Annotated in this window: 14 protein-coding genes; 9 read left to right on the top strand and 5 right to left on the bottom strand. The window is 67.0% G+C overall.

All coding sequences use genetic code 11. The features are described 5' to 3' along the window. The first annotated feature begins 195 nt into the window (after positions 1 to 195). A complete protein-coding gene (locus ABZ898_RS23640; RefSeq protein ID WP_361662246.1) occupies positions 196 to 2727 on the top strand; it encodes a hypothetical protein in 2532 nt (843 codons plus the stop codon). A gap of 244 nt (positions 2728 to 2971) precedes the next feature. Here ABZ898_RS23640 and ABZ898_RS23635 read toward each other — a convergent pair whose 3' ends face one another. After that, a complete protein-coding gene (locus tag ABZ898_RS23635; RefSeq protein ID WP_361662243.1) occupies positions 2972 to 3928 on the bottom strand; it encodes a hypothetical protein in 957 nt (318 codons plus the stop codon). Positions 3929 to 4183: 255 nt separating this feature from the next. Between ABZ898_RS23635 and ABZ898_RS23630 the strand changes: the two genes are divergently transcribed. Then, positions 4184 to 5566 carry a competence protein CoiA family protein gene (locus ABZ898_RS23630; protein WP_361662241.1) on the top strand — a complete coding sequence of 461 codons (1383 nt, stop codon included), beginning with the start codon at positions 4184 to 4186 and terminating at the stop codon, positions 5564 to 5566. Positions 5567 to 5696: 130 nt separating this feature from the next. On the opposite strand, the gene ABZ898_RS23625 is transcribed toward ABZ898_RS23630, so the two are convergent. Beyond that, entirely contained in the window at positions 5697 to 6470 is a 774-nt protein-coding gene (locus ABZ898_RS23625) for a hypothetical protein (protein WP_361662238.1), read from the bottom strand. Between the two features lie 411 nt (positions 6471 to 6881). Here ABZ898_RS23625 and ABZ898_RS23620 point away from each other — a divergent pair, with 411 nt between their 5' ends. Further along, positions 6882 to 7706, top strand: a complete 825-nt coding sequence (locus ABZ898_RS23620; RefSeq protein ID WP_361662235.1) for a hypothetical protein — start codon at positions 6882 to 6884, stop codon at positions 7704 to 7706. Positions 7707 to 7811: 105 nt separating this feature from the next. Continuing rightward, positions 7812 to 8108 carry a DUF6119 family protein gene (locus tag ABZ898_RS23615; RefSeq protein WP_361662232.1) on the top strand — a complete coding sequence of 99 codons (297 nt, stop codon included), beginning with the start codon at positions 7812 to 7814 and terminating at the stop codon, positions 8106 to 8108. 78 nt (positions 8109 to 8186) lie between these two features. On the opposite strand, the gene ABZ898_RS23610 is transcribed toward ABZ898_RS23615, so the two are convergent. Continuing rightward, positions 8187 to 9359, bottom strand: a complete 1173-nt coding sequence (locus tag ABZ898_RS23610; RefSeq protein ID WP_361662230.1) for a serine hydrolase domain-containing protein — start codon at positions 9357 to 9359, stop codon at positions 8187 to 8189. A gap of 68 nt (positions 9360 to 9427) precedes the next feature. Beyond that, positions 9428 to 10771, bottom strand: a complete 1344-nt coding sequence (locus tag ABZ898_RS23605) for a transcriptional regulator (protein WP_361662227.1) — start codon at positions 10769 to 10771, stop codon at positions 9428 to 9430. Positions 10772 to 11024: 253 nt separating this feature from the next. Here ABZ898_RS23605 and ABZ898_RS23600 point away from each other — a divergent pair, with 253 nt between their 5' ends. The 5 genes from ABZ898_RS23600 (at position 11025) to ABZ898_RS23580 (ending at position 14220) form a co-directional block, all read left to right on the top strand. Continuing rightward, positions 11025 to 11516 (top strand): ATP-binding protein, encoded by a 492-nt coding sequence (locus ABZ898_RS23600; protein WP_361662224.1) that lies wholly within the window; start codon positions 11025 to 11027, stop codon positions 11514 to 11516. Then, entirely contained in the window at positions 11516 to 11833 is a 318-nt protein-coding gene (locus tag ABZ898_RS23595) for a hypothetical protein (RefSeq protein WP_361662221.1), read from the top strand. The genes ABZ898_RS23600 and ABZ898_RS23595 overlap by 1 nt, the downstream gene beginning before the upstream one ends. A gap of 146 nt (positions 11834 to 11979) precedes the next feature. Then, positions 11980 to 12147 carry a hypothetical protein gene (locus ABZ898_RS23590; protein ID WP_173985599.1) on the top strand — a complete coding sequence of 56 codons (168 nt, stop codon included), beginning with the start codon at positions 11980 to 11982 and terminating at the stop codon, positions 12145 to 12147. Between the two features lie 85 nt (positions 12148 to 12232). Continuing rightward, positions 12233 to 13429: a cupin domain-containing protein gene (locus ABZ898_RS23585; RefSeq protein WP_361662218.1), complete on the top strand. Its 1197-nt coding sequence runs from the start codon at positions 12233 to 12235 to the stop codon at positions 13427 to 13429. Continuing rightward, positions 13363 to 14220 (top strand): aldo/keto reductase, encoded by an 858-nt coding sequence (locus tag ABZ898_RS23580; protein WP_361662215.1) that lies wholly within the window; start codon positions 13363 to 13365, stop codon positions 14218 to 14220. Before ABZ898_RS23585 ends, ABZ898_RS23580 begins: the two co-directional genes overlap by 67 nt. Here ABZ898_RS23580 and ABZ898_RS23575 read toward each other — a convergent pair. Next, positions 14208 to 15065 carry a hypothetical protein gene (locus tag ABZ898_RS23575; RefSeq protein ID WP_361662212.1) on the bottom strand — a complete coding sequence of 286 codons (858 nt, stop codon included), beginning with the start codon at positions 15063 to 15065 and terminating at the stop codon, positions 14208 to 14210. The genes ABZ898_RS23580 and ABZ898_RS23575 overlap by 13 nt on opposite strands. Positions 15066 to 15116: the final 51 nt, after the last annotated feature.

Genomic DNA, 15116 nt, shown 5'->3' with positions numbered 1-15116 from the left:
CAGGCCCACGGTGTCGTTCGGGTTGATCCTTCTGCGGGCGTCGGCAGCTGGACCGTACGAAGCGGAACACGCCGAGCAACCAAGGTCGTTGGCTTGTGTCCCGCTGCCGCGAGGCTTCGCCTCGGGTGCGTGTCACGCGCCCGGCGGACGGGTGCGTGCTGTCACCCAGCTGCGGCTGGGAGAAGGATGACTCCCATGGCAACCAAGCGGCCTGACGGCATCTACCCCTACATCGGCACCGATACATGGGGAGAGCGACTCGCGGACGCCGTCGAGAACACCTGTGAGCAGGCGGGCGTGATCCCACCCCCACGTTCCGCGATCACCGAGGGCATCGCCACCGCCCTCGGCGACACCGAGATCAAGAAGATCGTCGTCACCTCTCGTGGCAAGAAGGTCCTCACCCCCTCCGCTTGGCGCGAGGTCAACTCGGGCGACGACAAGGTCCTCCTGCTCATCTGCGACGTCCACGGTGCTGCCGTGGTCCCCTGGGACCTCAATGACCGCACTGTCAGCTCCTGGGCTCCGCCCAGCCCGGAAGCCACCCAGCGCGTCGTTGAACTCGTGGCTGCTGAAGCCGACTTGGAGAACGCGGAAAAGGCCAAGAAGCTCGCCGAGAAGGAGTGTGATGCGCGGCGACGCGCACCCGGCGATGATCCGCACGCGGCTGCGGCCCTCGCCGCGGCGCAGGAGAAGTACGTGCAGGCCACCAAGCGGGTGCGGGAGGCTGAGCGCACGAAAGCCGCCTTGCTTGCCGCACTTGGCCAGCGCCGGCCACGCCCAGTGGTTCACGCGGCGGAGGAGGACGGCGAGCCCAAAACCGCCCTCGTCCTGGCCGAGCAGCCGTACGAGGTGGCCGTTCACGTTCACCGCTATGCCGTGGAGAACCTGCGGCGCTCCGGCAAGACGCGCGGCTACGACCTCGCCGAGTCCCTGGTCACCGCCGGTCAGCTGACGCGCGGCATGAGCGTTCTCCAGCAGTGGCAAGTCGCCAACGCCGATGGCAGTACCTCCCGGCTGTGGCGGATGGCCGCGGTTACTGCCAACAACCGTGCCCTGGCCCGACTCGATGTCTTCGGTCTGCGCTCGGAGTACCTGGTGACCGGGATGCCTCAATCCGCTGTGCCGCTTTCGAAAGGACCGAACGACCCCACCGTGCTGTTGCTCAGCCAGCGGGAGATCCTCAACCGCGTCTCGCATGGCTTCAACGAGGACAGTGCCGCAGAGGCTACGGAGCCGGACCACAAGGCACTGCGCGCAATGAAGATCGCTACCGTGCCGGCGGAGATTGTCATCGGCTGCAGCAACCCTGCCGCGCTGGAGCACGTGCTGCGGGCATTGAACGTCAACGATCATCTGCGCGGAATCCAGCCGTACGACGAGGACGCGCGCCTGATCGCCTTGTTCGCCACACTCGTGGACACCTACGCCAAGGAGGGCAAGCTCGGGCCGATCCTTGCCGACGCCTTCCCCACCGCCCAGGGGGCTGATCTGCTGGACCTGGGCGGCGTGCGCGACGCCCTCACCGCAAACGGTTCCCTTGACCCGCTGGCTCCCCTTTTGCCTGCCGACGAGAAGGTCTCGCCGGTCACCCTGCGGGACATCGCCATCCGGGCTATCACCACCCTCGTCTTCCCCGACGTACCCCCCGCCGGTCCTGAGACGGGGAAGCGCCAGATTCGGGACACCGGACCTTACTGGCCCATCGTGAAGGCCGCTCTCCAGGAAGCTCCGTGGAGCCAGATCCGGGCCAAGACCGCAGAGGCCCGTACCAGGCTCTGGTCCGCCGCCATTGCGCAGATGTTCCTGCACCGCGCCAACATTCTCTCCGCGCTCGGCTTGTTCGGCGTGCCCGAAGTCAAGGACGGCTCCGGACAGGACCCGAGGCCGCTCAAGGAACTGCTTCTCGGGGCCGAGGCTGGAGACGCCACCGCGTGGGCGGCACTGGTGCGGCGGATGGCACCCGCGCTGATCCACGCACCGGAACCGCTGATCACCCCCGGCCAGGGCAGTGAGGCGGGAGCGGGGCGCAAGGGCGTTCGCCGTACCCCGACGAATGCCCTGGCGGCCTTGACGTTGGCTTACACCGAGAACGCGCCGGGCGTCAGCAGGGAGCTTCTGCTCGCGTTCGCCCGGTCCGTGCTGGAGCACCCTGACGCGACCCAGGTGCCTGCGGCGCCCGGCGGCGGACGGCTTGTCTGCTACGGCGAGAGCCTCTGGAGTGAGGAGGAGCAGACCCCGATCGTGCCCGGGATGGTGCTCGCTCCTGACCTCAATGGCGAAGCAACCTCTTTCGTGGCCGACAAGGCGTGGTTCGATCACCTCTTCCCGGCGGAACTGGGCCGTGCCACACGGACCGGTGCCTCTGGCAGCGACGCCGGCGACGGGGGGAGCAACTCCGAGAGCACCAACCAGTCGGACGGCGCCACGACCGTCCATGGGCAGGTGCCACCGTCCGACCCGCGTGACCGGCTGGCTGAACTCCGACGGGAGCTGCCGGCCCGGATCGAGCTGGCTGAAGGCATTTACCAGCGTGCCGTCGAGGCGGCCAACGCCCTCCTGGTCGACTTCGATGAAGCGAGCCGCCTGCGCTCCCAGTTGGGCGAGGATCCTCTGCCTGCCGACCAGAGGATTCAGTGGATGGAACGCCTGGCGTCTGCCCGTAAGACGGCTCAGGACAGTGCGACGGTGCTGGGCCAGGTGGAGGCCCTCATCCTGCAGGTGTAGCGCCTGCTCGATCCTGGAGATCGAACTTTCGTGGTGAGGGTGTCGCCGGTCAACAGGTCGGCTTGATGTGGTGCTCAACTGACGACCGAGCACCAGCTGGCTCGTGCACGTAGCCCAAGGCGTCACCGTCCATCGTGGTCCGCCCAGGTTCAGCCAGGACAACTGAGACCATGGCACGACGAAGGCTCCGACCGAAATCCGGTCGGAGCCTTCATCTGAGTGGCCATGCGGGTTTCGCCTACTGCTACCAGAGCTCCGTGATGCCCCCCCAGTCGTCCTGGTCGAGCGACGACGCCCACTTGGTAGCCACACGCGTGCCATCAGCGAAGTGGCCTGCAGGGCTTTCCCACTCCGTGAATGGCCCGAGCAGCTCGATCACGTCGTCACGAAGGCCCCGAAGCCGACCTCGTTGGGCTTCGCGGACGCGCGCAGCAACCGACCGCAGCAGGGACATTTGCAGTCCATAGGGGCCGAAGGACGCGGTGAGGTAGTTACCCTCGGCGTCTTCCACTGGCTCACCTGCTTCGAGTGCTGCGAGGAACGGGGCGTAGTAGGCGACGATAAGGGAGTCAGGGTTGTCCACGCGCAGGTCAACGGCCTCGGGTTCGTCCTCCTGCGGATCTACTGCGTACAGACACAAACGTTCCACGCCGGCCTCTGTCTCCTCGAAGTAGGCGGCGCAACCGTACGTGATCTCGGGAATCTCTCCGCCGATGGAGCGTACGGTCCTCTTCTGGGCCCGCATGCTGCGCTTGAGGCTGCTGTCGATGCGGTTCGAGCGGCCCTTGGCCTCCGCGACTACCCATCCACCGCTGTGCCGTTGTCCGAAGAAGTCGGCGCGGCGTTTGGTCCGGGGGTCAACCACGATTCCGTGCGATCCGCCGTAACGGTCGATGTGCATCAGGAAGCGCACGGAGAGAACGTGTGTGGAGAAGATGCCTGTCAGGCCCTGGCCCAGGGTGTAGGAGAGCGCGACTTTTTCCGATCGGTCGAGTTCGCGGGCGAGGTCGGACCGCATCACCCAGCCGTTCGGGTGGCGTCGTAAATACGCTGGGATCAGGGAGACGCGGTGTAGCCACTCGAAGGAAGAGGTCAGACCGTGTCGTGCGGTGTCGCCGGGTGCGCGGCCAGTGATGAAGAGAGCATGGGCGAGTGCGTCGATGCTGAAGACGAGGCGTTTTGTGACCTTGCCTCCCAACACGGGGAAATCGACTGCCCTGTACCAGACTTCGAGCTCATTATCTCGCACACTGTGCCCCCGATTCCGACCGTGAACAGTTGCTGTTGGGCGCGCGGGCCCCGCTTCGGGTTCGCCCCTCAGGGACCCGGGCCCTTGCCTCGGTTCTCTGCGGTCGTCCGCAGCGAGCGGACGAGAGGGGACTGTCAGTGCCGCCTGGTATCTGCTGTCGTATCAGATAGGCCGCGCCATACGCCGGATCGCGAGGAGAAGCGATTCATGCCCTTCACCGCATTACACCCCGATGCCGGACGACTCGACGCCACCCAGCTCGACCTTGGGTGCGCGATGGACTGGACTCAGATCCACAAGTCGCGTCCCCGCGCCCCGCTCACCTGCCCGGAATGCTCCTGGGGCGTCCATGCCAAGGTCTCCCGATACGGTGTGCGGTTCTTCTGCCATGACCCGGGACGGCCGCCATCATGCGAGCTGTCGAACGAGTCGTGGGAACACCACATGCTCAAGCTGGAGTTGGCAGGCGCGATCCGTGCGGCCGGATGGTATGCCGAGTTGGAGGTCCCGGCCGAGGACGGCTCATGGCGGGCGGATGTCATGGCGTCCTCGCCGGACGGCGCGCAGCGCATGGCCTGGGAGGCGCAGCTGTCCCCGATAACGGTGGAGGACATACGGGCCCGCACCGCCCGCTATCGGGCAGAGAAGATCGCGGTGTGCTGGGTCAGCCCGCATAAGAAGCCGCCGCAGTGGATGGGTGCGGTGCCGGGCGTGCGGGTGCGGGCCCCAGAGACTGAGGGTGTCTGGGTGGTGGACGACGGGGTCGCAGGGTTCGACTACACCGCCGGCGGTTGGACGTTCCGAGAGGAGGAACTGCAGACATTCGTCCGGTGGGTATTGCATGGGCAGCTCTCACCCTGCCGAAGTCTGCCGCGCTACCGACGGGTGACCCGTGTGGTCGACGATAGGCGCTGGGTGTACCTGCGGGATTTGTGGTGGACCTCCCGGCAGTCGGCGCGCGCCCAGACCGAACATGAGGAGATGCGCCAGGGCCAGGGGAAGGCGAAGGAAGCGCGCGAAGCCCGGAAGAAGCAGCAGGAGGCGGAGGCCGAGCAACGCCGCAGAGAGCTGGAGGAAGCGGATCGGATCCGCCGCGCCGAAGAGGCCGCACTCCGACGGAAGGAACAGGAGGGGCCGGACCGCGTTCTCCTGGAACTGATGCGTGACCGGTGGGCCGAGAGGGACGCACTCCGCGCCCGCGAACAGGCCGAGCAGGAGGAGAAGGAGAGACAGGCCCTGGAAACAGCGAGGGCATGGTGGGGTCGGCTGTCTCGACAGCAGGCCGAGGAGTTGTTCGCAGCCGTAGCCGAACTGGCCTGGCGAGAAGAGAAGTTGCGCGTGGAGATCCCAGAGAACCCGAATATGGCGGCGCACTTCGCCTACGGAGTGCCGGTGTACTCCCGGGGGCGGCACCACGCCCTGTACGGCATCGTGCGCCCGTGCCCCGCCCTCGTCTCGCTCTCACCCCAACTGTCGTACCACCGAGCCTTCGTCCGCAACGCCCAGGAGGTACAGGAGTTTGGTGAGACGCTGGCCGGCCGCATCACACACTTAGACCTGCCTGGTCACGAGCAGCTGACCATGTACTGAAGGTCGGTGGTGCTTCATCGCGGTCCGACGTGTCGGTGGCCAGGGGTAGCTGTCGCCTATGACAAGGGCCGCAAGATCATGTCGACCGATGAATCAACAGTGTGCCGTGGAGCGCAGCCACTCACGTATTTCATCGGGAGCCGATGCGCGGCCGCAGCTGGAATGGGACACGGGTCACGCCGTCCTGTTCGCTCCACAGCCGCATACCTGATCGCATGAGCGCCCAGCCGGTCTTCTCGTAGGGCATGAGTTCACCGACGCCGAGTTGTCCTATGAGGTGTGTCAGTTCGTCGGCCATTCGCAGATCATGTTCCCGCTGGCGCTCGTCCGCGTTGACGAACCCGTCGGCGCGAGCGGTGAACTCCTCGTAGGTCAATTCCCCGAGGGCGCGCCGATGGGCTAGCAGTGCTTCATTGTCGACGTAGGCATCGGAGTACTCCTTGCCGAACAGTCGCCCATACTCGCGAACCCTTACGCGCTCCTGTTCCAGCGCTTCGGGATCGATCCTCTTCTGGCGGGCAGTGGCGACTTCATCAGCGCGGGACAGAAGCCAGGACAGAGGTGATGGGCACAAGAAGATCCCGAGTCTCCCGTATCCCTGCCAGTCGCAATGGGCATAACCAACCGCCTGGGTTACCCATCCGTAGCGGTGTCCGGTGCTGGTGTTCGGTGTGGGATTCTTGAACTCAACACCGAACGCAGGGGCGTCGTCGTGCCACCCTTTCGGATCTCTGGGCCTGAGTACTGCGTCTATGCGCGTCTCTTCGCCGGTCCAGTAGCGCCCTGGTACCTGCTCCTCGATGTGGAACCACCGGTCGAGCTTGCCTAGGACAACAGCAGAGAGCGCCTTCTCATCAGGGAACGCTCCAGGACGCGGCATCAATGGCCTTTGGTCGTAGCGCACTTGGGGACTGTACGTTGTCGGCGCGCCGGGCGAGAAGTAGCAGCGGTCGTCTCCAGCCGTACACCGAACCGCAGCTACGAGAGCGGGTGCACGGGTGACGAGCCTGACTCCGGCTGGGCCAACACCCCTCTCCAAGAGGTAACTTGCGATGGGGCTCGCCCCCACGCAGTTTCGGAGGGGGAGAACGTGTCGAAAGCCGAGCTTGGTGCGGTCATCTTCACCGCCTGGACCATGTCGATATGGGCCCTGACCATGACGGCAACGTCGCAGCGCCGAGGTACCAGAACACTCTTGGAACGGATCTGCTGGGCTCACGCGCGGGCACATGCGAGACGGCGCCGCGCTCACCTGGTGCGACAGGTCCGCGACAGCTCCTTGGCGACCCGTCCAGACCGTCCAACTCTGGACTACTTGCAGCGCGAGGACGTCCTCTATCAGGTGTCCAGAAGGGCACTCGCCATCAAGATGATCGTCCCCGTCGCGACATCCGTCTCCGCGGGCTACGCCCTTGCAACAGCCATCGAGCGCACAACCTGGCACGTTTGGCGCGACGCGCTCGCCATAGGGGCCCTGATGGCACCCATGTTGATCACTGCCGCGATCGCCTCACTGGTCACGAACCAAGGCATGCAACGGTGGACAACCGAGGCTGTGACGGTTACGGCACGGAGGGCTTACGAGGCACTTCTCCACCCTCTGGAGGCCACGGGGAAGGAGCCTCCGACGACAACACCCTTCAACTCCACACATGTTGCAGCTGTCCGGGCCTTGGAGGACTTCGCCGTCGCACTGGAGCGGTATGCCGTGCAACGCGCGCTTCCCGACGGCCGCAACCCCATGCCGCGGGTCATCGCCCGATTCTCGGCAGCTGCTGCCCTTGTGCGTGAGCTTCGAGACGGGGTCGAACTCGATCGGATCGACGGTGCTAAGCGGGCTCTGCTCGAAGTAGAGCGAATCCTGAAAGTCCTCTCCAGCGGCCGGCTCCAAGATCTTGCCCCCGGGGGCGAATCCGGCGACGAGCTGTTGCACAGTTACCGGGAGCGCAGAGCGTGGCGGCAGCAGGTGCTGCGAGGCGGCGCGTTCACCCTCTGTCTCGCTGGCATTGTGTTTGCCCTGGCTTCATCTGCCGTGGGCGTCGCCCTTGCCACGGTCGTCGCTGCGGGGCTAGTGGCTACTTGGGACAAGATCCTTCGTCTATCCACCAGCTCGGAGGCGAACAGAGCAGCGAGCAGCTGACGGGCGAGAAGGAGGGGGTCTGGTGCCGCGTCCCAGCCGATGACCAGTTCGCCCTGATGCTCCCGGCTCCTGGTTCCTGCTGGTTCAGTTCGCCAGCCACCGCCGATGCCGTCGAGAGCCTGGAACGACCCGGAGGGGAGGGAACGGTTCGCCGAGAAGGTAGCCGCCGCCCGGCAAGGGCACGGTCTACCGGAAGACTTCCGGCCTTCGAAAGTCGTCTTCGCAATCCTGCTGAAGGACGGAACCGACCTCACCGCCGACACCCTGTTCCCGTTCTCGCAGGTCACTTTGGTGCAGACGGCCAGGACGCTCGAAGCATGGGGTGTCCAAGTCGAGGTCGTCGGCATCGCCTCCACTCCGTCGGCCGCCACCTCGACTGGGACTCGGCGGTTCGCGGCGTAGCCGCCGCGCACCGTAACGACGTACGCCGACGTGGCTGGCGAGCCGTTCCGGATCTCGGGGCCACAGCGATGCCAGCTGTTACGCCAGCGACTTTCGCACCGCGTCGACCAGTGACGTCGCGCGCAGGTCGTCGAGACCCCCGACGATGTTGTTCATTGCATAGCCGAAGGCGATGCCCTGCACCGGGTCGGCGAAACCAAGTGAGCCGCCTCTGCCTGTGTGACCGAAGGAGTTTGACCCGATCATGGGGTTGGTCTCGGTAGGCAGCATGTACCCGGAGCTGAACCGGCTCGGGATCAGCATCACCTGGTCTTTCCCGCTGGCCTGTTCCTTGGTCGCCGAGGCCAGGGTCTCCGAGGTCAGCAGGCGCACGCCGTCCACCTCGCCGATCAGCGCGGCGTACATGCGCGCCAGCCCGTGTGCGGTACCGATGCCGTTGGAGGCCGGGAGTTCCGCGGCCTGCACCTCGGGCGAGTCAAAGTCGATCGCGGCGGGGTCTGTGACCGCGTACGCCCTGTTGCTGAATGACTCCGGATCCCGCCACGCGGCAACCTGCTCGCGGAGTTCCTCGGGAACCAACTCGGCGGGCACGGTGGTGAGGTCGACGGCCGGTCGCTGGTACACCATGCGGCTGACCCGGTCGCGTTGTTCCACCGGCAATCCGATGAAGAAGTCCAGTCCGAGGGGGGTGGCGATCTCGTCGGCGAAGAAGCGGCCCGGTGTCCGGCCGGACACCCGGCGGATCACTTCGCCGACGAGCCAGCCCCAGGTCCGACCGTGGTATCCGTGCGCCGTGCCCGGAGTCCACTGGGGACGCTGAGCGGCCAGTGCGGCCGCCATCGGGTGCCAGCCCAACGCCTCGGTCAGCGGGACGGGTTGGTCAAGTGTGATCAGACCGGCCAGGTGGGACAGCAGCCAGCGCACCGGGATGTCCGCCTTGCCGTTCGCGGCGAACTCCGGCCAGTACTTCGCCACCGGCGCGTCCAGGTCCAGCGCACCGCGCTCGGCCAGCATGTGTGCCGCGGTTGCGGTCGCCCCCTTGGTCGCTGAGTAGACGAGCTGCAGCGTGTCCCGTGTCCACGGACGACCGGTCTTGGGGTCGGCGACGCCGCCCCACAGGTCCACCACCGGTCGGCCGTACTGGTAGACGCACACCGCAGCGCCGATGTCCCCGTGCTGGGCGAAGTTCGCTGCGAACGCCTCACGTACCGGTTCGAACCCAGCCGCGACCTCACCATGGATCGTCGTCATGCTGTCCATCCTGGCATTGCGGCAGCCTGCTCTGAGGGGGCCCGGCCTAGCAATCCGAGAGGGGGCGGTCACGCCGCGACCGGCACGGCCTGAAGGCGCTCGCGGAACTCGCGGACAGCGGGGACGGACTTGCGCGGTTCGAGGTGTGCGGAGAACTCCTTCAAGCGGTCCAGGGCCCGTACGGAACTGACACTGCTCTCCAGGAGTTCGGTGCCGTAGTTCGCGGCGTCGAGCGCCCCGTCCAGGTCGCCGCCGGCGAGCCGGGCCTCGGCCAAGCGGCTGGAGCGCACGGCCTTGTCCCGAGGAGCCGCGCTCTTCACGGAGGTCTCCAGGGAGCCTGTGGCGCGCTCCACTTGCCCGGACCGCAGCAGGACCTTGCCCTCGGTCGACTTCAACTGCGCCTCGCCGAACCAGTTGAGCCAGTCCGGGTTTTCCTCCGTCGTGTGGCGCTCCCAGTGGGACACGGCGCGGTTGAGCGCTGTTCCGGCGTTCCGGTGGTCGCCGTCGCGGGACAGTGCCTCGGCCTTGTGCAGGTAGAGGAAGGACTGGGTGTACGGAGACAGCGTGCGAGGGGCGTTGTCGATTGCGGTTGAGATGAGGTCGACGCGTTCGGCGGTTCGTCCGGCTTCGGAGACGTGGACGCCCATCTCCGCGAGGATGAAGGCGCCGAACGCGTCGTCGCCGGCGGTACGGGCGCTGCGCAGGGCGCCGACGTAGTAGCGCTGGCCGACGGATCGCAGTCCCGCGTCGTATGCCATCCAGCCGGTCAGGTGCGATACCCGGGCTGCCAGGGCGTAGAGGCGGAGTCGGATGTTCTCCGTGTACCTGCCCGTGCTCAGGAGGCCGGTGACGAGGGCGAGATCGCCGCGTGCCTGCTCCAGGAGTGTGGCGCCGCCGAGTTGGTCGTCGAGGGTGCGGAGCGTGCTGATGCGCTGCTCGATCGTCGAGACCATCGTGTCCGTGACCTGATCCCCGCCCAGGGCCGAAGCGAAGGCGGACGGTGCGTCCACCCAGCTTGTCGCGAGGCCCGTCAGAGCGGCGCCGGTGATGGTGAGAAAGCCCCGGCGGTCCATGCGGCCACTCCCCACGAGTTCGGACAACGCCTCAACGGTACCGGCCTCGGTCCACGGGGCGGTGAGTCCCGTGACCTCCCAGACCGGCAGCCATCGGGGCCAACCTTCCTTCCGTGCCTGCTCGTACGGGACACGTAGGAGGTCGGCGAGTACGCGCTGGGCGTCCGCGTCTGGCTCTTGGCCCTGCTCCCACTTCCACACGGTGGTCCGGTTGGTCGCGAGCGGGATTCCGAGCAACCGCCCATGGGCCTGCATGAGTCGGGCGAACTCGGCCTTCCCCCATCCGCGCGTCTGGCGAAGGAAGCTCAGCGGGTGGACCGCCAACGGCTCACCAGGCATGTCATCACTCCCGTCATCCCCCTCGCGGCGTAGTGGGGAGGCTACTTCGCGTGGCCGCGTACGGGGAGGGCGTCCCCAGGAGGAACCCCCTAGAAACGTTCCGCCTTGCTGGCTGGGGCCGTTGACTGAATATCAGCCGTCCACGGAGCCCGCGCATCGCGACCACTCCCGGAACGGTTCTCAGATCGGCGGGTCCGCCCCTGTTTCCCCGTCGGGTACGGAGCCGCTCTCCAACTCCTCGGAGGCGTCCGCCATGCCCACGCTCGTCCATCGGTTCGTCCTCGCGGGTGAGGAAAGGGAAGTCTCCCTCGCCCGGTGCACGGTCGTCGACAAGGTGCGTGCGTGGGGTGTGCCGTTGGACGACGAGACGGCTGACGCCATCCGCCTCGTCGCCTCCGAGCTCATCAGCAACGCCGTGGTCCATGGGGAAGGGCCCGTCACCGTCACACTGCACCACCGGCCCGGCCGTGTGGTGATCGACGTCCTCGATGCCAATCCCGGTGCCCCACAGACGAGTTGTGCCCAGGCCGACGACGAGAGCGGGCGCGGCCTGGCACTGGTCGAGTCTCTCGCTTCTCGGTGCGCCTGGGAGCCGGCCGGCCAAGGGAAGCGCGTATGGGCGGAGATCGCGCTTCCCAAGGCGGCGCCCGCAATCCGATCAGCCGTTCTGCGCAGGTTATTCGCGCTACGGCCGAAGCACGGGGTGGAAGCCGAGCCTGAGTCGCTCACTCTGGTGGTCGTGTGATGGGGCGGCACGCTTTACGAGCGAATCCGCTTCCCGATCCCGACGTGGTCTTCCGGCCCACCCGCCGGGACATCGACCCCGTCACCAGGGAGCCCACTGATTACGCGCTATGGGACCGCCACGAGTGGCAGGCGCGAGGCGAGTGCTGGCTGTGGTGCGGACGTGACGACGTCGAGGTGACGTGGATCGGGCCCGTCCGGTCGAGCGGGATGCACGCGGCCCTCTACGCCTGCCGTGCCTGTCTGTACGAACTGGACCAGCGCGTTCTGGAGATCAATATGCGCGAGGACGTCGGCGGCCTGCCGATTCACCGCTGACCCGCCCTGCCCCTGGCGCCGGACTGCAGCTCATCGCGCGCCCAATGACCGCCGCCCCACGGCACCCCCTCCTCGCACGGCCGTGGGGCGGCCATCGACCTCCCGTCGGATTCCCAGCGGGAGAACCGAAAAGGAAGGAGCACGAGGTGACAGAGCCCACGACACCGCCTCCGGCCCGGAGCGGCCTCCTGGTGGCGGTGACAGAGCTGACCGCCGTCCACGACCGCTACGACAGCCTCCGGTCGGACAACCAGGGCAGTTCTGGCGACGCGCCGTGGCCGGGTGGCGACGGCAACCTGCACGACAGCGAGTAGGCACCAAGCGGTGGGGGCCGGCGCGGTCGGCCGCGCCAGCCCCCGCTGTGTCCGCATCAGTGGCCGAACCCATGGAGGACACACGATGGAACACCGGTTGATCAGCGCTATCGAGGCAGCACTCGGCTGGAGCGGGGCCGAGCAGCTGGGCAAGGACTTCGTCCGCGGGAGCATGGACGACCCCACCCTCGTCTCCCGGATCATGACCCCGAACCGCCTGCTCGACATCGCGATGCGCAGGAGCCTGAACCGCCCGCAGTTCCGGTGCTTCCAGAAGGGCGAGGAGGTCCACCCGGCCATTTACTACACCGACAGCGTCAGCCCCCGCGGCCAGAGCATCTCCATGGTCAACATGCGCAGCCTGGGCAGGCTCCTGGGCGAAGGAGCGACGGTGATCATGGATCAGGCCAACGTCTTCGATCCGACGATGGAGGTCGCCTGCCGGGCCCTGCAGTGGTGGTCCCGTGAGCGAGTCCAGGTCAACGCGTATCTGACCACGAACGACGCCTCCGGCTTCCCCCTGCACTGGGACGACCACGATGTCGTCATCGTCCAGCTCGCGGGTGAGAAGGAGTGGGAGGTCCGCGCGACCTCCCGCGCGGTCCCGATGTACCGAGACGCCGACCCCAACAGCACGCCGAGCGACGAGATCATCTGGTCCGGTCTGATGCGGACCGGCGACGTCATGCACATTCCGCGGGGCCACTGGCACCAGGCGACACGGACCGGCAGCGGCTCCGGCAAGAGCCTTCACGTCACGTTCGGCATCACCAAGCGCACCGGGGCGAGTTGGCTCGCATGGCTGGCCGACTGGTGCCGCGAACACGAGATCTTCCGCCACGACCTCGACCGCCGGCACGGAACCGGCACCGACGCCCTGACCGAGGCCGCCGCCCAGCTGGTCAGCGAGCGCCCGCCGGCCGACTTCCTGGACGCGTACGAGCAGGCGACGACTCTGCCTCGGCACGTGCCGTTCCTCGACATACTCGGGCCGCTCGACGCCGTGGTGTGCACCACCCATTTCCCGCCCCAGATTCAGGAGCACGGAGAAACCGTCGACATCGTGGCCTCGGGGAAGAGGCTCACCCTCGCGGCCAAGGCTCTGCCAGCTCTGCGTCTGCTGCTGAGCGGCAGGCCGGTCGAGCTGGAACAGGCCGCGGCCGTCGCCGGAGCCGAAGTAGCGGAGGTCGCCGAGATCCTGGTGAAGGAGGAGCTGTGCGCGGTGCTAACCCCCGAGTTGTCCTCGGGCTACACCGGTCTCGTCACGAACGCCGGCTCCTGACCGGGGCGCTCGACCTCGGCGTCACAGCACTCGACACCAGCACCAACTACCTCGGCTTCCGCTCGCATCAGGTCCTGGCGCAGTCGGCCGGAGACCTGCTGCCGAAGTTCACCGTCTCCACGAAGGTGGGCTACTTCCAGGGACCGCGCGGGGCGCAGCACTCCCTGGACCCCGTACGGCTGCACGCGGCCGTGGAACAGGCGGCTGGTGACCTGGGGCAGGAGCCGGATCTGGTGTTCCTGCACAACCCGGAACGCTCGCTCCGCGAGGCCGGCGGACATGGCCAGGAGGTGCTGGCAGGAGCGTGCGCTGCCCTTGATGACGCTACGAGCAAGGGTCTGTGTGCCGCCTGGGGCATCGCGTCCTGGGAACCGTCATCCCTGGTGGGACTGATCGGCCCGACCGTACCGAGACCGGCGACCCTCATGGTCCGCGCCGGCCTACTCGTCGGAGTCAGAACGCTGGACGCCGCGGACGCCCTCATCAAGGCGTGGGACCTGGACGCCAGCGAGGCATGGGGCATGAGCCCCTTCGGCGGCAGCACCAGCGACTCGGTGTGGGCCAAGGTCGACCCCCGTGTCTTCCTCGGTGACAGCCGCCAACTCTCGCGTGTGCAGGCGGCGTTCATAGCCGCCTATCACCTGCCGAGGGTCGGCACTGTGGCTGTGGGCACTGATGAGCCCGCCCATCTGGGCGAACTCGTCGGTGCCCTTGTCGGCGAGGTCAAGGAACGAACAGTCCAGGAGTACCGGAGTCTCCTGCGAGACCGTTCACACGATCAGCCAGCCTGAAGCTCCTTGATGACCTGCTCGGCGATGCGCCGGGCGGGTTCCAGCCGAGGGTCTTCCGGGTGCGCGTACGGCCCGAGGATCTTCGAGCAGGCGAACAGTGTCATCAGCTTGCCGTCCCGGCTCTCAAAGTCCGACCGGCGTTCGTGCCATACGCGATCAGCCAGAGCCGGGACAGCAAGGGAACTCGCCCACAGCGAGGCCGAGTCCAGCCCCAGCGGCGCGTTACCCCAGTCCTCCCAGTCGAAAAGACTGAACGCCGGAGCCGTCATGTTGGCCCAGTTCAAGTCCGCGTGGGCCGGCACCCACTGCTCGATGGTCGTATCGAAATCGCCGGAGAAAACACCGCGGACGGACTCGGTGACGAGGGCCTGGGTGACGGTCACGGTGTCCGGCGTGGCGACCCGCCTCGTGCTCTGGGCCGCCAGCGCGTCCAACGACGCGTTCAGTGCCCCCCACCAGTCGTCCGGCAGCTCCGGGGCTTCACTCAGGATGGCGTTTCCGACAGGAGCCCCTGGCAGAAGCTCGGTTTCGTCGGCTCGCCACATCACCGGCCCGTCCGGGGCCGCCCAGACCACACATCCGTGCCATTCGGGCTGGGCAATGCCCTTCAGACGAGCGGCACTCTCAGTCCCGTTCCACCCCTGGTCGGAGATCTTGTCGAGCAGGCGCCGCTCGATCCGAACCCAGGTGTCGCGGTCTGTTCTGGCCCCCACGGATCGGCGCTTACGCACCATCGTCTCTGGGAGCAGCCCCACTTGGAGAGACCGCTCAACGCGGTCAAGAACCTCGTCAACCGGCTGTACACGTAGGTCGACAGCCTGACCCGTGGAGACCGAGAGCGTCATGGACGCGACCGTAGCAGTGGCGCGGTGAGAGGCGCCTGTTTGCCGAAGTAC

It is taken from the genome of Streptomyces sp. NPDC046860 (genome assembly GCF_040645115.1).
Classification (GTDB): domain Bacteria; phylum Actinomycetota; class Actinomycetes; order Streptomycetales; family Streptomycetaceae; genus Streptomyces.
This window is presented reverse-complemented; position numbering and strand designations above follow the sequence as displayed.

Excerpts from the sequence above, each read along its gene's own strand:
- ABZ898_RS23605 (WP_361662227.1), bottom strand. The coding sequence starts at position 10,771 with ATGCCTGGTGAGCCGTTGGCGGTCCACCCGCTGAGCTTCCTTCGCCAG.
- ABZ898_RS23600 (WP_361662224.1), top strand. The coding sequence starts at position 11,025 with ATGCCCACGCTCGTCCATCGGTTCGTCCTCGCGGGTGAGGAAAGGGAA.
- ABZ898_RS23615 (WP_361662232.1), top strand. The coding sequence starts at position 7,812 with ATGCCGTCGAGAGCCTGGAACGACCCGGAGGGGAGGGAACGGTTCGCC.
- ABZ898_RS23630 (WP_361662241.1), top strand. The coding sequence starts at position 4,184 with ATGCCCTTCACCGCATTACACCCCGATGCCGGACGACTCGACGCCACC.
- ABZ898_RS23595 (WP_361662221.1), top strand. The coding sequence starts at position 11,516 with ATGGGGCGGCACGCTTTACGAGCGAATCCGCTTCCCGATCCCGACGTG.
- ABZ898_RS23640 (WP_361662246.1), top strand. The coding sequence starts at position 196 with ATGGCAACCAAGCGGCCTGACGGCATCTACCCCTACATCGGCACCGAT.
- ABZ898_RS23585 (WP_361662218.1), top strand. The coding sequence starts at position 12,233 with ATGGAACACCGGTTGATCAGCGCTATCGAGGCAGCACTCGGCTGGAGC.
- ABZ898_RS23575 (WP_361662212.1), bottom strand. The coding sequence starts at position 15,065 with ATGACGCTCTCGGTCTCCACGGGTCAGGCTGTCGACCTACGTGTACAG.
- ABZ898_RS23610 (WP_361662230.1), bottom strand. The coding sequence starts at position 9,359 with ATGACGACGATCCATGGTGAGGTCGCGGCTGGGTTCGAACCGGTACGT.